This is a genomic window from Brevibacterium iodinum ATCC 49514, assembly GCF_900169265.1.
GTDB lineage: Bacteria > Actinomycetota > Actinomycetes > Actinomycetales > Brevibacteriaceae > Brevibacterium > Brevibacterium iodinum.
In genome coordinates this window covers 1-18,106 of record NZ_FXYX01000015.1, presented here as the reverse complement: position 1 = coordinate 18,106, position 18,106 = coordinate 1, and the positions used below count along the sequence as shown (strand labels likewise).

Below are 18,106 nucleotides of genomic sequence, written 5' to 3'. Positions count from 1 at the left end.
GACTTATCAAACGTTCAGCAAGCCCTATTATTCCTGCAGCGCCCGGCCTTTGTCGAGAGCGACCTGCCGCAGCTGGCTGCGATAGTCGTCGAGACGTGTGCGCACAGCCTCGGCTTCGGCGCCCTGCCCGGCCCCGAGAATGCGCGCCGCCAGCAGGCCGGCGTTCTTGGCGCCGCCGATCGAAACGGTGGCCACGGGAACCCCTCCGGGCATCTGCACGATGGACAGCAGCGAATCCATTCCGTCGAGGTACTTCAGCGGCACGGGGACTCCGATGACCGGAAGCGAGGTCATCGATGCGATCATTCCGGGCAGATGGGCCGCTCCCCCGGCTCCGGCGATGATCACTCGGAGGCCGCGATCGGCCGCGGACTTGGCCCACTCGACCATGTCCTCGGGCATGCGGTGGGCAGAGACCACCTCGGCGCTCGATTCGATGCCGAGTTCGTCAAGGGCGTCGGCGGCGGCTTTCATCGTCGGCCAGTCCGAGTCCGAACCCATGACGATGCCGACCGGAGCCGCCGCGTCAGTGGAGCGTTCATTCGCTGTGGTCATGGGGGCTTCCTTCGTTGCAGGCGGTTGATATCTGCGGATCGGTGCCGGGTGGGTCCGGGGTGCAGTCGGCGCCGGGACTCAGCGTGTGCCGGATTCGCTCTCGGCCCGGAGGTTCTCCGGAGTGGGCATCTGCGGATGCGGATCGACGTCGACGCCGGCGATGAAATCGGCGGCATGCCGCGCTCGAGCGAGCACGAGCTGCCGATCCTCGCCGTAGGCATTCACGTGGCCGACTTTCCGACCCGGGCGCACCCCCTTGCCGTAGAGGTGGACCTTGACCGCCGGGTCGTGAGCCATGACGTGCAGGTACGGCTGATAGAGATCCTCGTGATCAGCGCCGAGGATGTTGACCATCACGGACACGTCCTCCCGTGCTGCGGGGCTGCCGAGGGGAAGGTCGAGAACTGCGCGGAGGTGCTGTTCGAATTGGCTCGTCACCGCTCCGTCCTGGGTCCAGTGCCCAGTATTGTGTGGGCGCATTGCGAATTCGTTGATGAGGAACCCCTCGTCAGTCTCGAACATCTCCATCGCCATGACGCCGGTGACCTCGAGTGTGCCGGCGACAGTGAGGATCGCTTCGGTGATGGCCCGCGCCTTCTCATCACGCAGATCGGGAGCCGGGGCGATGGCCTCCTTGCACACGCCGTTCTGCTGCCAGGTCTCGACGACCGGCCACACTGCGGTCTGCCCCATCGGGGACCTCCCGACCATGACGGCGAGCTCCCGGGTGAAGTCGACCTTCTCCTCGGCGAGCAGCTGGGGAACCTCGTTCAGCCACTCGACGGCCTCGTCGAGGCTGTCGATGACGCGCACGCCCTTGCCGTCATAGCCTCCGCGGGGCGTCTTGAGGATGAAGGGGTATCCGACGCGAGCGGCGAACGCTTCGACATCGGCGACCGAGGTGATCTCCGCCCATGCGGGGTTGGGCAGACCGAGCTCGTCCATCTTCGTGCGCATCCGGATCTTGTCCTGGGCGAAGATGAGGGCATCGGGCCCGGGACGCACTGCGTGTCCGGCCTCGACGAGGGCCTGCAGATGCTCCGGTGGGACGTGTTCGTGGTCGAAGGTGATGACGTCGACGGTCTCGGCGAAGGCCTTGAGCGTCGGATAGTCCGTATAGTCACCGACGGTCACCTCGTTGATGACCTGTGTGGCGGGGGCGTCGGCGGTCTCCGCAAGAACGGAGAAGCGGACGCCGAGAGCTTCTGCGGCGGGGGCGAGCATGCGTGCCAGTTGACCGCCGCCAATGACACCGATTCGAGGAAAAGTCACGTTTTCCATCCTATCTTCCGCGGCTGTCGCGGATCGACTGCGGTCATATCGTGGATCGGCCGAGCGGTCGGCAGCTCATCTCAGTCCCAGTCGCCACAGTGAGGTCACTTCGGCGCTGCGGGCAGCGTGGAGCGCCTCGGCGGCATCAGCGGCGCGGGGATGGCGGGGCACCGTGTCGATGCGTTCGAGCACGCGCAGTCCTGCCGCCTCGATGCGTTCGCGGAGCTCACCTGAGGGCCTGAGGCCCAATCGTTCGGCGAGGTCGGAGATGATCAGCCATCCCTCCCCAGCCGGTGTGAGGTGGTCGGTCAGCCTCTCGATGAAGCGATGGAGGACAGCGGAGTCCGGATCGTAGATGCCGATCTCGAGTGCCGAGGTCGGCTGGGCCGGCAGCCACGGCGGATTGCACACGATGAGGTCGGCACGACCAGGCGGAAACAGGTCGGTCTCGATCACGCTCACATCGGCACCCGGACAGAGACGGTCGAGGTTCTCACTGGCGCAGGCGACGGCGCGCGGGTTGATGTCGGTGGCCACCACTGTCGCAGCGCCGCGCCGCAGCAGGATCGCGGCGAGGACTCCGGTCCCCGTTCCGAGGTCGAATGCGGTGCCGGTCGGCTGCGCGGAATCCGTGCCGGGCGAAACCGAACCGGCCTGCCTGCCCCACGGCAGGGGCGTCTGCGCGACGAGATCGAGGTACTCTCCCCGCACAGGCGAGAAGACGCCGTAGCGCGGATGGACGGAATCGCCCAGAGCCGGGATCTCGACTCCTCGCAGCTGCCATTCATAAGCGCTGAGCACTCCGCCGAGTTCGGTCAGCGACACGCAGACCGGTCCGGCGGCCGGGCCGTAGGCGGCGCGGCAGGCCGCGGCGACGTCGGGGGCACGGCGCAGCGCGAGGTCGAAGTTAGGGCCGAGCTCGACGACGACTCTGCCGAGCAGCCGGGCCCGCTGCTCGATGGCGTCACGTTCCGCGAAGAATGACAGAGCGGGGTCGAGAGCAGGGCCATCACTGTCCCCGGATCCCACGAATTGGTCTCTGCCCCGTCTGTCGCGGGATCGGCCCCGGCCGCCGCGACGGCCGCCGGAACGTCGACCCCCGGCGGCTTCACGGTTTCCGCCTCGGTCGCCCCTGAGCCGACGGCTCATCGCCTGCACGAGTTGACGGCCATTGTGGAAGTCTCCGCGCCACAGCAGTCCCACTCCGGCGCGTGCCGATCGGCAGGCTTCGTCGGCGGTTGTCTCGTCTCCGATGATCTGCACAGTCGCGGGAGGCGGCGCCCCGTTCTCCGAATGCCAGTCGGCTGCGCGGCCGAAGCCGTCCTCGGTCCAGCGGATCGTCGTCAACGGGTGCTCCCAGAAGGTCGGTGGTGGGTCATCTCGGCTGCAGTCTGCACCGCTCACACGACGAGCAGCGGGATCTGCAGCTCCTGCTCCGTGGTGGAACCATGGTGACCGATGAGGGCCAGCGCCGAGGCGGATTCCACGTCCGAATCGACCACGGCGAAGCCATCGGTGCAGATGACGAGGAAATCCCCGATCCGCGGATAGACGTGCGGGGCGACTGGACCGAAATAGCCGCGGTCGATCGCCGAGGCCTTCGGCAGGATGAGCCCGCGGTCGCCGAGCGTCTCGTGCCAGACCGAGAGCACGTCCGCCTCCGCGCCCTCAGCGGCGTAGAGATGCAGTGCGCGCGGCTCTCCGCCGACGTGGCGCAGGCCGGCCTTGAGCTCAGGGAGTTCAGCGAGGTCGAAACGGCGTTCGTGGTCGACGTCGACCATGCCGTGGTCGGCGGTGATGAGCATGGTCGCGTCGTGCGGCAGGTCGGAGGCGAGTCGGGACAGGGCGAGATCGACGCGTTCGAGTTCTTCTGTCCAAGCGGCGGAGTCCGCACCGTGCACATGACCGGTCTTGTCGAGATTGCCCCAATAGAGGTAGACGAGGCGGCGGCCCGGAGCCCTCGCCTCGGCGAGAGCCTGGGCACAGCGCTCTTCCAGGGTCTTCGAGTCCCGGAATCTGCCGCCGCGCAGCGAGGCCCGGTTGAGGCCGCGTCCGGCGAACTTCTTCTCTCCGAGGCTGACCACATCGATTCCGGCATCGGCGAGGCGTTCGAAGAGCGTCGCATCGGGGACCCAGGCGACGGGGTCGACGTCGAGGTTCCACGTCAGCTGGTTGAACACCGCGTCCTTCTCCGGGTCGAGGACGCGGTAGCCGACCACGCCGTGGGCGCCGGGCAGGCGGCCCGTGGCCAACGACGACAGAGAGTTCGCCGTCGTCGACGGGAATCCGGCGGACAGGGTACGGCGTGTTCCGGCCTGCGAGCGGAAGAAGGGAGTGTATCCGCTGTAGCGGCGCAGCTGCTGCTCCCCGAGACCGTCGATGAGCACGACGATCGTCGCCCGGGACTCCCGGTCGAGTCCGAGCGTTCGTGCACGATCGGACATCGGCGCGTCGAGGGCGTCGGCCGCACCGAGGCTCAGCGCCGCGGCGGGAACGACATCGGAGAGCATGGGACCCGCATAGTCCGGGGGCCCCAGGGGCTCAGCACCGGATGGGTCCTGCTGCTTTTGACTCGTCGAGTCCTCGCTCATCAGCGGCGCGACCGCAGCCGGGCATGGAAGACTGCGGCGCGCAGCTTCCCGGCGAAGTCGGCCATTCGGTCGACGGCGGCCTGCCCTTCGGCTTCGGCCGAGACCCGGAGCATGACATCCTCGGCGAAGATCGATCCGCCGTATCCGTGATCGCCCATGCAGTTGGGATCTCCGCAGGTCTCGGGGAAGGCCTCGATGCGCTTCGACGCACCCCACGACATGGTCAGCGAAACTTCGACGGGCTTGTCACCGGGCTTGTAGGCGGCCGGATCGGCGAAGGTGCGGCCGACCATCACGGTGCCCAGGCGATCGAGTTCGATGTCCTCGCTGCTCGTGACGGCGCGGGGTTTGGCGCCGGGTTCCGCGTTCGGATCGTCATCGACGTGAGCCAGCAGGAGGCGGGTCTCGGTGAGAACGAAGGCGGTGACATGCCGGTGGATGGATTCGATGTCGACATGTGTGTCGATGTGGACGAAGTGGGCCAAGACCGGTTCGTCGTAGAGCGAGTCGGCGAGGATGCCCTGAGTGAGCTGGGGATAGTAGCCGGCCGACTGCAGATCGTGAACGAGAACTTCGGGTAATGCCATGCCCACCATTGTGCCCCACTCCTCTGACTTGTCCCAGCGAGGTCGGCCATATCCGGACGCCCGACGCATATGCTGGGACCATGGAAGACTATCCTGCCGGGTGGGAAGCCGATGTCGTCCTCCGCGACGGCGGCACCGCCCACCTTCGCCCGATCACCCCTGACGATTCCGCTGCTCTGGCCCGCATGCACGAGGCCCAATCGCCGGAGTCCGTCTATCTGCGCTTCTTCGCTCCGCTGCCCCGGCTTCCCAAACGCGACCTCGACCGCTTCGTCAACGTCGACCACCACGACCGAGTTGCGCTGATCATGCTCATCGGCGACGACATCATCGGCGTCGGCCGCTTCGATCGGATCAGCGACACCGACGCCGAGGTGGCGTTCAACATCGCCGACGCCCACCAGGGTCGCGGGGTCGGTTCGATCCTGCTGGAGCACCTGGCCGCGGCCGCGCGCGAATCGGGGATCCAGCGATTCACCGCCGAGGTGCTGCCCCAGAACCGGTCGATGCTGCAGGTCTTCCAGGCCGCCGGCTACGAGGTCTCCCGCGGGTTCGATGACGGTGTCGTGGCCGTGGAGTTCGACATCGATCCCACGGCGCGGTCCATCGAAGTGCAGGCCTCCAGGGAACACAGAGCCGAGGCCCTGAGCGTGCGCACGGTCCTCCACCCCGCCTCGGTGGCGGTGATCGGCGCCAGCCGCAAACGCAACTCCACCGGCCATCTGCTCATCCGCAACATCACGGCCGCGAAGTTCACCGGCGACCTGTGGGTCGTCCACCCCGAAGCCGATCAGATCGCCGGCGTCCAGGCCTATCCGAGCCTCGCCGATCTGCCGGGCAAGGCCGACCTCGCGGTCATCGCCGTGCCCGCCGAATCCGTCACCGAGGTGGTCAAGGACTGTGCCGTGCACGGGGTCAAAGCCGTGCTCGTCATCTCCTCCGGATTCGCCGAGACCGGTCCCGAAGGTGCCGAACTCCAGCGCCGCATGGTCGCAACCTCCCGCGCCTACGGAATGCGCGTGGTCGGGCCGAACTCCTTCGGACTGGTCAACGAGGCCGCCGAGATCTCGCTCAACGCCTCTCTGGCCCCGTTCCTCCCGGCTTCCGGAACGCTCGGGCTCTTCAGTCAGTCCGGAGCCCTCGGCACCGCCCTGCTCGCGGCGGCGAAGACCCGCGGACTGGGCATCTCCACCTTCGTCTCCGCAGGCAACCGCGCCGACCTCTCAGGCAACGACCTCCTCCAGTACTGGGAGGAGGATCCGGCCACGCAGACCGTCGGCCTCTACCTCGAATCCATCGGCAACCCGCGCAAGTTCTCGCGCATCGCCCGTCGAGTCTCCCGCGTCAAACCCGTCGTCGTCATCAAGTCCGACCTCACGGGGCGGGAGCTGCCGCCCGGGCATATCGTGCGCACCTCGTCCCTGGCGCCGAACACCCTCGACCAGGTGCTCGAGCAGGCGGGAGTGATCCGCGCGGATACGATCCACCAGCTCTTCGACCTCACCCAGGTGTTCTCGACCCAGAAGCTGCCGGCGGGCCGCCGGGTCGGTGTCATCGGCAATTCCGCGGCGATGAGCACCCTGATCATGCAGCGCGCCCGTTCCGAAGGTCTGCGCGTCGACACCGAGCCCGTGTCCCTGCACCCCGAGGTCGATGCGGAGACCTTCCGGACCGAACTCGATGCGATGTATGCCCGCGACGACGTCGACTCGGTCATCGTCACCTTCACCCCGTCGGCGGGAGCCGAGGAGTCGGAGATCGCCGCGCTGCTGTCCGAGGCCGCCGCACAGTCGGAGAAGACCACTGTGGCCTGCTTCCTCGGCATTCAAGGTGTCCGCGACGAACTGACCAGCTACCTCAAGGACCAGGACGGCAACCGCGTCTCCCGCACGGTGCCCAGCTACATCGGCCCGGAGGATGCCGTGTGGGCGCTGGCCAGGGCGACAGACTACTCGCGTTGGCGCGCCGCCGACCACGGTCGGTACGTCGAACTCGACGACATCGACGACAAAGCGGTGCGTTCGATCATCGATTCGGCTCTCGACGGGGCGCCGCTGGGCACACCGGTTCGCCTCGAACGCGATGCCACGAGAGACCTGCTCCGCGCCTACGGGATCGAGGTCCTGCCTTATATCGCTGCTTCCTCGGTCGACGAGGGGCTCGCCGCCGCCGAGAAGATCGGCTATCCCGTGGCGCTGAAGGCGGTGACGAACGTGCTCCGGCACCGCATGGAGCTCGGCGGGGTGCGCCTGAACATCGATTCGCCCGAAGAACTGGCCGAGGACTTCGCTGCCGTGCAGCGGATCATCACCCAGGTGATCGGCGACGACGAGCCCCTCGTCGACGTTCAGGCCATGGCCCCCCACGGTGTCCCGTGTGTCATCCGCGCCGGTGAGGACCCCCTCCTCGGACCGCTGCTGTCCTTCTCTCTGGCCGGGGACACGACCGAGCTGCTCGGCGACGTCTCGCACCGGGTCGCGCCGCTGACGGATCGGGAGGCCGACGACATGATCCGCACGGTCAAGGCCTCCCCGCGCCTGTTCGGCTACCGCGGTCTTCCGCCGATGAACATCGACCCGCTCATCGACGTCCTCGAAAGGCTCTCGGTGCTCGTCGAACGTCATCCGCAGATCCTCGAACTCGTCATCCATCCGATGATCGCTACGGAGACCGAGGGGCATGTGCTCAGCGCCCGTGTCGATCTGCTGCCCGACCCCACCCGCATCGACAGCACCCGTCGCCTGCTGAGCTGAGACGGTTCGGTGCGGAGACGCTCCCAGCTGAAAGGAGAATCCACACCCGCCGCAGGCCGTCTTCGAATTTCACTGTCACAGCGGCATATTGGCGCGTCCTATACCAATTCGCAGACTTGACAGGTAGTGTCTGTATCCGTTCACCACGAAATGTTATGAATTCGTGTTTTAATGAGTGGCCGCTCCGTCGGCCATTGTCTGTGACCAGTCACTGGTCATCCACCGTCCCAGGCATTCGCGGTCAGCGGGTGTCCCATGAGAGCGAGGCCTCACAGTCATGATTTCGCGCAGAGACGTCGTCACCGACTCCGCGATCGCCGTAGTCGCCGAACAAGGAGTCCGCGGGCTCACCCATCGGGCAGTCGATGCACTGGCCGAACTGCCGGTGGGGTCGACTTCGAATGTCTACCGCACCCGCGATGCCCTGATCACCGGAATCATGGAGCGCATCGGAGAACTCAACTCCCAGCAGCTCGAGCGTCTGCCGGAGCTGATGCGCGCTCCGGGCGCGGACGCGATCGAGGTCGCCATCGACTTCTGCATGAACTGGCTGACAACGGATCGCAATCGGTTCTACACGATGATGATGCTCAGCCTGGATCCGGCGCTGCCGCCGGAGGCAGTGATCGCCAAGGAGAAGAACCTCCGTGCGATCAGGGAATTCATCATGCGCTTCGCCGGCATCGACGCCGAGTACGCGGAGCGGGTCAACAGCTCGGTCGCGGGCATGATGGTCAGCGAACTCGTCGCTGGCACGGCTGATCGTGCACATGTCGAGGCCTACATGAGGGAGTTCTTCCAGTGGCTGCGTGGCAGCCGCGAAAGCGCCTGAACTTCGACACGGACCCTCCGGGAATGCTCGATTGAGCCGGAGAGCCCAAATCGAACGCTAGAATCGACGGGTGCCCTCCCCCGCTGAGGTCAGGCCTCGGCGCAGGCGGGTGTTCGAATCGAACAGTTCGTGTGTCAAAGGAGTTCCATGCCCGAAGGCAGAGTCATCGAAGTCGACGTCTCCTCAGAGATGGAGAGTTCGTTCCTCGAATATGCGGTCTCGGTCATCCACTCCCGCGCACTGCCCGACGCCAGGGACGGTCTCAAACCCGTCCAGCGTCGCATCGTCTACCAGATGGGCGATATGGGGCTGCGCCCCGACCGCGGACATGTGAAGTCCTCCCGCATCGTCGGCGATGTCATGGGCAAGCTCCACCCGCACGGCGACACTGCGATCTACGACGCCCTCGTGCGCCTCAGCCAGGGCTTCATCATGCGTGTTCCCTTGGTCGACGGCCACGGCAACTTCGGCTCCCTCGACGATGGTCCCGCTGCCCCGCGCTACACCGAGGCTCGACTGACGACCGCGTCGATGCACATGATCGCCGGGCTCGACGAAGACGTCGTCGACTTCGTACCGAACTACGACAACACGCTCACTCAGCCCGAGGTCCTGCCCAGCGCCTTCCCGAATCTGCTCATCAACGGCGCCTCGGGCATCGCCGTCGGCATGGCCACGAACATGGCCCCGCACAATCCCGGCGAAGTCATCGCCGCCTGCGCCCACCTCATCCGCAATCCCGATGCCGGACTCTCGGAGCTCATGCGCTTCATCCCCGGCCCGGATCTGCCCACCGGCGGGCGGATCATCGGCCTCGACGGAGTGCGCGAAGCCTATGAGATCGGTCGCGGTACGTTCCGCACCCGAGCCACTGTGTCCATCGAGAACATCAGTGCCCGCCGCAAGGGAATCATCGTCACCGAGCTGCCCTACCTCGTGGGACCGGAGAAGGTCGTGTCGAAGGTCAAAGACGCGGTCGGGGCGAAGAAGCTGTCCGGAATCGCCTCGATCGATGACTATTCGGATCGCAAGAACGGCATGCGTCTGGTCATCGGTGTGAAGAACGGTTTCAACCCCGATGCCGTGCTGGCCGAGCTCTACCGCCAGACCCCCCTCGAGGAATCGTTCAGCATCAACAACGTCTGCCTCGTCGAGGGGCAGCCGCGGACCTTGGGACTGCGCGAGCTGCTTATGGTCTACCTCTCCCATCGCATCGACGTGGTGCGCAGGCGCACGGTTTTCCAGCTGCGCAAGGCCAAGGACCGGCTCCACCTCGTCGAAGGTCTGCTCATTGCGATCCTCGACATCGATGAGGTCATCCAGCTCATCCGTTCCTCGGACGATGCAGCTACGGCCCGCACCCGCCTCATGGACGTCTTCGAGCTCTCCGAGCTGCAAGCGACCTACATCCTCGATCTGCAGCTGCGTCGGCTCACGAAGTTCTCGCGTCTCGAACTCGAGGCCGAACGCGACGAGCTGAGGAAGACGATCGACTACCTCGAATCGCTGCTCGCCGATGAGGCGAAGCTGCGGGAGCTCGTCGCCTCGGAACTGGAGTCCGCGGCCGAGGTCATCGGCTCTCCGCGACGCACCGTTCTCATCGAGGGCTCGATGAAGGAGCTGACGGCCAAGGGCAAGAAGGCTCCTGCGAACCTCAAGATCGCCGATTCTCCCTGTCGAGTGCTGCTGTCGACCTCCGGACGCATTGCGCGCACCTCGGATGCCGCTCCGCTGGCACGTGAGGGTCGCCGCTCGAGCCATGATGCGCTGGTCTCGGAGATCGTCACCACCACTCAGGGCAAGGTCGGCGCCATCACCACCACCGGTCGACTGCATATGGTCGACGTCGTCGATCTGCCTGCCCTGCCGCCGGCCGCGGCACGGCCCAATGTCGCCGGCGGTGTGAAGATCGCCGAATATGCGGCGCTGGAGAAGAACGAGAAGATCATCGGTCTGATCGACCTCGACCGGGAATTCGTCCTCGGCACCGCCGACGGCATCGTCAAACGCGTGTCGGTGGCCAGCCGGCCGAACAAGAACGAGTGGGAAGCCATCACCCTCAAGGGCAAGGACTCCGTCGTCGGGGTCGCCCAACCCGAGGACATCGACGATTCCCTCTCCGTATTCGTGACCTCGAATGCTCAGCTGCTCGCCTTCGACGCCTCCGGTCTGCGTGCACAGGGCTGGAACGCCTCGGGCGTGGCCGGAATCAAGGTGGCCGCCGAGGCGAAGGTGATCTTCTTCGGAATGACTCCGAAGGCGGCGAAGACCGACGAGGACGGTGCCGCGGATGCCGAGCTCGGCAGCTTCGCGGTCGTCACGATCGCCAGCGGTGAGAACTTCTACGGCGCCCCATCGTCGTCGATCAAGGTCAGCGAATTCTCCGAGTTCCCGACCAAAGGGCGAGGCACCTCCGGGGTGCGCGCCCACAAGTTCCTCAAGGGTGAGACCGAACTGTCGCTGGCCTGGGTCGGCGACTCTCCGCAGGCTGCCGCCACCGCCGGCGGTGCACGCACGCTTCCGGCCGAGCTGTCCCGTCGCGACGGGACGGGATCGCCGTTGGAGTCGAAGATCGATGTCATCGGCACCCTGCCCCGCCTCGGCGGCGCCGAATCCCACGACCAGTCCCCGGAGGCCGGCGATGACGAATCGGCTGAGGCTTCAGCCGACACCGAAGCTGACGCGGATTCCGCGTCCGGCACCGGCGAAAAGAAGCCGAAGTCCGGAGGAAAGCGATCCGCGGGCGAGAAGCAGCGGGGACAGCAGGGACTGGCGACCAGTTTCGATGAGCTCGATCTCGACCTCGACGAGGCCAAGGACGAGATCGCGCGGTCGAAGTTCGACACCGAAGGCGCCGTGATCGTCTCCCATGACGAGGACGACGAGGACGACGACTCCGCCCTGTTCTGAGCTCGGGGCCGACTCAACGGCGGGGCCAGGCCGCACCGGTCGGCACAGCGGCTGGGCCCACCACCTCGGTGTCGGGCTCAGCCGTCGGTCACTGGTCTGAGTTCTCGGGATCGTCGTCGAGGTCGAGGTGCATCTTGGCTGCGGTGCCGCGCTTCATCTCGCCGATGGCGGTCTCGCCGAGTCCGTGGAGCGAAATCGAATCGCGCGGTTCGAAGACGTAGTCGTCCGAGGCCGAGAGCACTCGTGCGGTCTCCTCGTCGGTGAAGATCGTCCCGGGATCGGCCACGGCCGTCAGGCGGGCGGCGAGGTTGACGCTGGAGCCGAAGATATCGCCGAGGCGGGAGAGCACCCGTCCCCAGACGAAGCCGACGCGCGCCTGGGGCAGGTCCTCGGCGGCGGTCACGCGCTCCATCAGCGTCATGGCGATCTCGGCCCCGGCCAGCGGAGTCGAGGCGGCGAAGAACACTTCATCGCCGACGGTCTTGATGACCCGTCCGCCGCCGGTGGCGACGATGTTGTAGGCCATGCCCTGGAACTCCTGGACCATGTCCGCCAGCTGCCGTGGCTCCATCTTCTGCGACAGGCGGGTGAAGGAGACGAGGTCGATGAATCCGACGGCGCGGGCCAACGGCATCGAGGAGTCGTACCAGCCCTGCCTGTTGTCCATGGCCAGCCCGTCGGAGACGTTGACGTTGAGACGGCCCATGACGTCGGCGAGGTTCCGCCGCCAGGAATAGGTGAGCATCTTCTGCAGCGGGTCGATCATCTCTTCGACGACGGCCAGGGCATCCCGGCGCGCTTCCGGATCGGTCAGTCCCTTCTCCTCGGTGAGGAATTCGACGAGGGTCTCCATCTGCCAGACGACGAGGCGGTCCGTCGTCTGCCCGATCGCTCGGGCCAGGGACAGCGCGGTGGTCTGGTCGATGAGCCCGTCGGCGACGGGCTTGGCCCAAATCCGCAGGGCGTGCGCATCGCTGACGGTGTAGGCCTTATCCGTCGGCTTCGCCTGGGACATGCCGAGGGCCCGCCACATCTTCCGGGCCGAGACCGTGGAGATTCCACCGAGCTTCGCGGCCTCCCGTCGGTCGAGGACGCGCTTGCCCTCGAGCAGGATCTCTTCGAGTCGCTCGGCCGCGGTTCGGGTCTCATAGATCGTGTCGTCGAAGTCGGGACCGTCCGCGTCGAGAGCTCCGTCGGCGTCGTCCTCATCGATGATCGGCAGCGCTGTGGTGCGCGGATCCTCGCGCAATCCGCTGAAGAAGTCCTCATCGACATCGATGTCCGGGTCGGCGTCGGCGGCCCCCACGTCCGTGGTGGCTGTGTCCGGATCAGCGGTCAACTCGTCGGCGAGCTCGTCGCCGACCTCTCCTGCCTGAGGAGCGGATCCGGTCAGGCCGCCGACAGGTTCGTCGTCACCACCGACATCGCTGACGACTCCGCCGTCATCGAACCGATCGTCCGCGTTCGCCTCGACGTCCTCGGCGGCGACGGTGTCAGTGGAACGGTCGTCCGCCTCGGCGCGGGATCGCGTCTCACCCTCCCCCTCCGGGACTGCCCTCATCGGAGCGGCGGGATCCGTGCGACTCGCCGCATCACTATTCGCCGCACCACTATTCGCTGAACTCGTCTGAGAGCCTGGATCGGCCTGGGCCTGGGCAGCCGTCTGCGGATCACGACCGGTCTGCGGTGTTTCACGGTCCGACTGAGTTCTGTCGTCAGACTGGTGGCCGTTCGTGGAGGAGCCGTCGGCGTCTGCCACCTCGGGTGTGCCCACACCTTCCGATTCGACGATGTCGAAACCGGCGGTGAAGTCCGAAACCGCCATCAGTCTTCGCTCCTCTCCGCAGCGGTCGGGGCCGCGGCCGGACGCAGATGGTGAACATCTCCGGCGCTTAAGCACACATGATCGTCGATGATGAGGTCGGCTCCGGCGTCCAGCCCCGTGGCGGTGCCGATGATGTCGGAACCATCGGGCTTTTCCACCCGAACCCGCGACCCGAGCGTCACCATATGATCACGCACTCTCCGCGCTGTGCGGCTGTCGCGGAAATCCTCATCTCCATAGTCGATCAGCTCTCTGTAGCAGGGGATCAGTGTGCCGAGAATCGAGACTAGCAATGCTTCATGATCAATTTCTGAACCGTCGACTCCGGTTTCGATCGCCAGCGAGCTCGCGTCTTCGCGCGGCAGATCAGCGGGCTCCAACCGCGTGTTCAGCCCCATCCCCAACACGATCTGCGGTCCGCTGACCAGGGGTTCGACGCGTGCGAGGATCCCGCACAGCTTCCTGCCCTCGGCGGTGAGCACATCGTTGGGCCATTTGATCGCGGCCGGCACCCCCGCCTCGGTGACGGCAGAATGCACGGCCTCACCGGCGATGAGCGGGATCCACCCCCATTGGGAGAACCCCGCCGGGGGTGTGAGCAGAATCGACCACGTGAGCGACCGGCGGGCGGGCACCGTCCAGGTCCGGCCCAGACGACCGTGTCCGGCGTTCTGGAAGTCGGTGCCGCGGATGGTGAATTCGGCCACGGGCGAACCGGCGTCGGCTCCTTCTCGGACCACTCGCGCAAGTTCGTCATTCGTCGAAGTGCAGCTATCGTCCCAGATCAGCGGCGGAAGCGAGAGACCACGGTCGGCAGCGTTGCGGCGCACTGAGTCGACGTCGACGAGGAGGGAATTGTGTTGGCTGTTCACCAGTCCACTCTAGATTCTTTTGGTGAGAGTGCACAACGAAGTCTCACGTCATCGTTATTGTGGAGACATGACGGATACTCCACGGACCACAGCCGAGCGCATCGACGCATTCACCCAGCGCCGAGAAGCAGCCCACACGGGCAATCAGCGCTCGGTGGACAACCAGCACAAGCGCGGCAAACAGACCGCCCGTGAACGCATCGACGCCCTCCTCGACGCCGACTCCTTCCAGGAGATCGACGAATTCGCCCGCCATCACAATCACCAGTTCGGGATGCAGGACAACCGCCCCGACGGTGACGGAGTCGTCTGCGGACTGGGCACGATCGAAAGCAAGACCGTCGCGGTCTTCGCTCACGACTTCACCGTCCTCGGCGGATCCCTGGCCGAAGCCAACGGCCGCAAGATCGTCAAGGTGCAGAAACTTGCTCTCAAGCTCGGCTGCCCGATCATCGGCATCAACGACTCGGGAGGCGCCCGGATCCAGGAAGGCGTCGGATCGATTGCGCTGTTCGCCGAGATCTTCCGCCTCAATGTCGCCTCGTCGGGAGTGATCCCCCAGATCTCGCTCATCATGGGTCCCTCGGCCGGCGGCGCCGTGTACTCCCCTGCCCTGACCGACGTCACGATCATGGTCGATCAGATCAGCCACATGTACATCACCGGCCCCGATGTCATCAAGACCGTTACGGGAGAGTCCGTCGGCCATGAGGAGCTCGGCGGCGGACGGACGAACAACACCGTGTCCGGAAACGCCCACTACCTGGCCTCGGACGAGGACGATGCGCTCAACTATGTGCGCGATCTGCTCTCGTTCCTGCCGCAGAACAACCTCGACCCGGCCGATGCCGACGAGTTCGAGTCCGATCTGTCGGTGACTCCCGAAGACGAGGCGCTGGATACGCTCATGCCGGATTCGCCTTCGCAGCCCTACGACATCCTCGACGTCGTCACCGCGATCCTCGACGACGGCGATTTCCTGCAGGTCTCTGAGCTCTTCGCTCCGAACGTCGTCACCGGTTTCGGCCGCGTCGAGGGTGTGAGCGTCGGTGTCATCGCCAACCAGCCCATGCAGCTGGCCGGCACCCTCGACATCGACGCCTCGGAGAAGGCCGCACGCTTCGTGCGCCTCTGCGATGCCTTCAACCTGCCGATCCTCACCTTCGTCGATGTGCCCGGGTTCCTGCCGGGCACCGACCAGGAGTACGGCGGCATCATCCGCCGCGGCGCCAAGCTCATCTACGCCTACGGCGAGGCCACCGTTCCGCTCGTCACCCTCATCACCCGCAAGGCCTACGGCGGCGCGTACTGCGTGATGGGGTCGAAGCAGCTCGGTGCCGATATCAATCTCGCCTGGCCGAGCGCGCAGATCGCGGTCATGGGTGCCCAGGGTGCGGCGAACATCGTCTATCGTCGGAAGCTCAAGGCCGCCGAAGAGGCCGGCGAGGATGTCGAAGCGGCACGTGCCGAACTCATCCAGGACTACGAGGATGCGCTGCTCAACCCGTACCTGGCCGCCGAGGAAGGCTACATCGACGCCGTCATCAAGCCGAGCGAGACCCGCAGCCGGATCGTGCGTTCCCTGCGTGCCCTGAAGAACAAGCACGTCGACGCTCCCGCGCGCAAGCACGGTAACATCCCCCTATGAGCGATGATCTGCAGACCGACGCTGAGCCGAACCTGCCCGGCGGAGTCGACGCCGAGGTGACCGTCACCGGTGAGGATCCCGCCGCCGAGGAGGGCGGGGCCACAGCCTCAGTCGGGGCGTTGCGGGTGCCCTCTGTGGAGGGACGTTCACAGGTGCGCGCCGATGACGGCGAACCGATCAGCGACGAGATGGCCAGTGCGGCGGCTGTGGCCGCGGTCGTGGCGATCCGTCAGGTGGCGATCGCCTATGCGGCCCAGCAGGCCAGCGCGGAGGCCGAGTCCGAGACCCGCAAGGGCGATCGGGCGGGTTTCCGGGCTCCACGCCGCAATGTGCGCAAGCGTCTCCCACAGACCTGGGACCAGCACCTGGGTCGGTGAGGCCCTGCCGGCCCCGACCTTCGTCGGACTCCCGTAGTGGGGTCGGGCTCCCGTGCCTACTGTCGCCTCAAGCGGCAGCGGCGACCGACGGTCGTCTGTTCCCGTCTGCTGTTTCTCTAGTCGGCTTCTTCGCGGAAGAGCGCACGCAGTTCGTCGAAGAGTCTGTCGATCACTGGTCCCGGATCTCCGTCGACCCGTCGCATCCGGGTGAATGTCGCCTTGAGCGCCATCATCGCCAAGGCGGCGACGGCTTCGGCTCGCGGGGAGACTTCGATATCGTCGTCGGCATAGTCACCGGAGTGAGCCCCCATGACGTCCACCGGCGCCGAGGAGGTCCCGTCGAGTCGGCGTTGGATGATCTGCCGGAAGAGCCGTTCGTTGTTGCCCATCCGCGACATCTGCAGCGGGATCAGCGACGGGTCCTTTTTCAGCATGAGATGGTACTGGTGCATATCATCGCGCTTCTCCATCCGAGTGGCGACGATGAATGCGAGCAGATGTTCGAGGTCGGCGACGAGGCGCCCATGGGGCCCCCCGGCTTCGAATTCCTCGATGGCCGGTTGGTCCTCTTCGTCGAAGACGGTGTCCGCGCGACCGAGCAGCGCCTCGTCCTTCGATGAGTAGTAGTTGAAGAAGGTCCGTCGGGAGACTCCGCAGCGCTCACAGATGTCTTCGACGGTGACGTTGTGATAGCCCTTCTCCAGGGCCAGGTCGATGGCGGCACGGCGCAGAGCCTGCCCGCGCTCACGCTTCTTGCGTTCGCGCAGTCCCTCGACCGGCGGTGACGCTTGGACTTCTGAACCAGAACTCATGAGAACAGTATTGCAGTCGCTGCATTTTCACCGGAAATGCGCTGAGCGCCCGTCTCGAGCTCAGTACCCGAGTTTCGCGTTCGTGAGCACCGGAACCGTCTCCGCTGCGGTATCGGCGGCGCTGAGGTCGATCTCGACGATCTCGAGTCGTTCGGCACCGTCGAGTGAGTTCAGCACCTTCCCGAGGGGGTCGGAGACCAGACTGTGGCCGACCCCGGTCGGCCCTTTCTTCGGAACCGGGACGCCGGTCACTTCGGGATCGGCTTGGCCGAGGGCGGTGATGAACATATTCGAGTCCAGGGCACGGGCGCGGGCGAGGATCTCCCATTGTTCGGCCTTGCGCGGTCCCGCCCCCCAGGAAGCGGCGACGAGGGTCAGGCGTGCGCCCCGCCGACTGAGTTCGGCGAAGAGCTTCGGGAACCGGATGTCGTAGCACAGGGCCAGACCGATGTCCTCGCCGTCGACGGTGAAGAGCACCGGCTCCTCCCCCGCCTCGACAGTGTCGGATTCCTTGAAGCCGAAGGCGTCGTAGAGGTGGATCTTCGCATAGTCGCTGCGCTGGCCGTCAGGGGAATAGACGGCGAGCAGGTTGATGACCTTGTCGTTCGTGGCCGCGAATTCGCCGACGACGACGGTGATGCCGGTCTCGGCGGCGAGCTCGCTCAGCGCCCTTCTCCACGACTCGGAGTGCTCCTCGGCGATGGTGCGCAGGCCAGATCCGAACGCCGACATCGTCGCTTCTGGGAAGAGGACGAACCGAGCGCCTGCCGCGGCGGCTCGGCGGGAATAGGAACGGACCTTCTCAAGGTTATCGGCCACCTCGGTGGTGGTGTTGATCTGAGCGAGCGCGAACTTCATTCTCATCCTCCAGTCTGTTATGTCCAGCCTATCGCGCCCACCCCTCCCCAATTACTACCTGACGGGCGCCCAGCAACCTGGCGTGGACTGGGCCGATCCTTCTATGTCTGTCAAGCCGACGTGGGAATTGTTTCTAGCCCGTTGAGAACCTTGAAAACTCGACGCGCGAGATACCATTTGAGCTTGCGCTTGAGCTCCCTCTTCGACTTCTTCG

Annotated in this window: 13 protein-coding genes and 1 pseudogene; 5 read left to right on the top strand and 9 right to left on the bottom strand. The window is 65.9% G+C overall.

Features of this window, described 5'->3' with window-relative positions:
* Window positions 1-27: 27 nt before the first annotated feature.
* From purE to BI49514_RS10740, 5 genes and pseudogenes are all read right to left on the bottom strand, one after another.
* Window positions 28-555: a 5-(carboxyamino)imidazole ribonucleotide mutase gene (gene purE / locus BI49514_RS10760; protein WP_101546539.1), complete on the bottom strand. Its 528-nt coding sequence runs from the start codon at window positions 553-555 to the stop codon at window positions 28-30.
* Between the two features lie 78 nt (window positions 556-633).
* Window positions 634-1,839 (bottom strand): annotated as a pseudogene (locus BI49514_RS10755) (5-(carboxyamino)imidazole ribonucleotide synthase); the annotation flags it as partial.
* 63 nt (window positions 1,840-1,902) lie between these two features.
* A complete protein-coding gene (locus BI49514_RS10750; RefSeq protein WP_180954378.1) occupies window positions 1,903-3,174 on the bottom strand; it encodes a methyltransferase in 1,272 nt (423 codons plus the stop codon).
* A 53-nt stretch (window positions 3,175-3,227) separates the two neighbouring features.
* Window positions 3,228-4,337, bottom strand: a complete 1,110-nt coding sequence (locus tag BI49514_RS10745) for an alkaline phosphatase family protein (RefSeq protein ID WP_244195060.1) — start codon at window positions 4,335-4,337, stop codon at window positions 3,228-3,230.
* Between the two features lie 80 nt (window positions 4,338-4,417).
* Window positions 4,418-5,005: a DUF5998 family protein gene (locus BI49514_RS10740; RefSeq protein WP_101546592.1), complete on the bottom strand. Its 588-nt coding sequence runs from the start codon at window positions 5,003-5,005 to the stop codon at window positions 4,418-4,420.
* Between the two features lie 80 nt (window positions 5,006-5,085).
* Here BI49514_RS10740 and BI49514_RS10735 point away from each other — a divergent pair, with 80 nt between their 5' ends.
* The 3 genes from BI49514_RS10735 (at window position 5,086) to BI49514_RS10725 (ending at window position 11,500) form a co-directional block, all read left to right on the top strand.
* Entirely contained in the window at window positions 5,086-7,758 is a 2,673-nt protein-coding gene (locus BI49514_RS10735; RefSeq protein WP_101546536.1) for a bifunctional acetate--CoA ligase family protein/GNAT family N-acetyltransferase, read from the top strand.
* Window positions 7,759-8,035: 277 nt separating this feature from the next.
* Window positions 8,036-8,590: a TetR/AcrR family transcriptional regulator gene (locus BI49514_RS10730; RefSeq protein WP_101546535.1), complete on the top strand. Its 555-nt coding sequence runs from the start codon at window positions 8,036-8,038 to the stop codon at window positions 8,588-8,590.
* A gap of 147 nt (window positions 8,591-8,737) precedes the next feature.
* Window positions 8,738-11,500: a DNA gyrase/topoisomerase IV subunit A gene (locus tag BI49514_RS10725; RefSeq protein ID WP_101546534.1), complete on the top strand. Its 2,763-nt coding sequence runs from the start codon at window positions 8,738-8,740 to the stop codon at window positions 11,498-11,500.
* A gap of 88 nt (window positions 11,501-11,588) precedes the next feature.
* Here BI49514_RS10725 and BI49514_RS16990 read toward each other — a convergent pair whose 3' ends face one another.
* Together BI49514_RS16990 and BI49514_RS10715 are read right to left on the bottom strand one after the other, a co-directional pair.
* A complete protein-coding gene (locus BI49514_RS16990; protein WP_244195059.1) occupies window positions 11,589-13,325 on the bottom strand; it encodes an adenylate/guanylate cyclase domain-containing protein in 1,737 nt (578 codons plus the stop codon).
* Window positions 13,325-14,197 carry a biotin--[acetyl-CoA-carboxylase] ligase gene (locus tag BI49514_RS10715; protein WP_101546533.1) on the bottom strand — a complete coding sequence of 291 codons (873 nt, stop codon included), beginning with the start codon at window positions 14,195-14,197 and terminating at the stop codon, window positions 13,325-13,327. The genes BI49514_RS16990 and BI49514_RS10715 overlap by 1 nt, the downstream gene beginning before the upstream one ends.
* 67 nt (window positions 14,198-14,264) lie before the next feature.
* Between BI49514_RS10715 and BI49514_RS10710 the strand changes: the two genes are divergently transcribed.
* Window positions 14,265-15,845 (top strand): acyl-CoA carboxylase subunit beta, encoded by a 1,581-nt coding sequence (locus BI49514_RS10710; protein WP_101546532.1) that lies wholly within the window; start codon window positions 14,265-14,267, stop codon window positions 15,843-15,845.
* Window positions 15,842-16,222 (top strand): hypothetical protein, encoded by a 381-nt coding sequence (locus tag BI49514_RS10705; RefSeq protein ID WP_244195058.1) that lies wholly within the window; start codon window positions 15,842-15,844, stop codon window positions 16,220-16,222. Before BI49514_RS10710 ends, BI49514_RS10705 begins: the two co-directional genes overlap by 4 nt.
* A 116-nt stretch (window positions 16,223-16,338) precedes the next feature.
* On the opposite strand, the gene BI49514_RS10700 is transcribed toward BI49514_RS10705, so the two are convergent.
* A complete protein-coding gene (locus BI49514_RS10700; RefSeq protein WP_101546531.1) occupies window positions 16,339-17,034 on the bottom strand; it encodes a TetR/AcrR family transcriptional regulator in 696 nt (231 codons plus the stop codon).
* A gap of 60 nt (window positions 17,035-17,094) precedes the next feature.
* A complete protein-coding gene (locus BI49514_RS10695) occupies window positions 17,095-17,892 on the bottom strand; it encodes a nitrilase-related carbon-nitrogen hydrolase (protein WP_101546530.1) in 798 nt (265 codons plus the stop codon).
* Window positions 17,893-18,106: the final 214 nt, after the last annotated feature.

Coding starts and splice junctions, on each gene's coding strand:
- purE (WP_101546539.1), bottom strand. CDS start 555: ATGACCACAGCGAATGAACGCTCCACTGACGCGGCGGCTCCGGTCGGC.
- BI49514_RS10745 (WP_244195060.1), bottom strand. CDS start 4,337: ATGCTCTCCGATGTCGTTCCCGCCGCGGCGCTGAGCCTCGGTGCGGCC.
- BI49514_RS10740 (WP_101546592.1), bottom strand. CDS start 5,005: ATGGCATTACCCGAAGTTCTCGTTCACGATCTGCAGTCGGCCGGCTAC.
- BI49514_RS10735 (WP_101546536.1), top strand. CDS start 5,086: ATGGAAGACTATCCTGCCGGGTGGGAAGCCGATGTCGTCCTCCGCGAC.
- BI49514_RS10730 (WP_101546535.1), top strand. CDS start 8,036: ATGATTTCGCGCAGAGACGTCGTCACCGACTCCGCGATCGCCGTAGTC.
- BI49514_RS10725 (WP_101546534.1), top strand. CDS start 8,738: ATGCCCGAAGGCAGAGTCATCGAAGTCGACGTCTCCTCAGAGATGGAG.
- BI49514_RS16990 (WP_244195059.1), bottom strand. CDS start 13,325: ATGGCGGTTTCGGACTTCACCGCCGGTTTCGACATCGTCGAATCGGAA.
- BI49514_RS10710 (WP_101546532.1), top strand. CDS start 14,265: ATGACGGATACTCCACGGACCACAGCCGAGCGCATCGACGCATTCACC.
- BI49514_RS10705 (WP_244195058.1), top strand. CDS start 15,842: ATGAGCGATGATCTGCAGACCGACGCTGAGCCGAACCTGCCCGGCGGA.
- BI49514_RS10700 (WP_101546531.1), bottom strand. CDS start 17,034: ATGAGTTCTGGTTCAGAAGTCCAAGCGTCACCGCCGGTCGAGGGACTG.
- BI49514_RS10695 (WP_101546530.1), bottom strand. CDS start 17,892: ATGAAGTTCGCGCTCGCTCAGATCAACACCACCACCGAGGTGGCCGAT.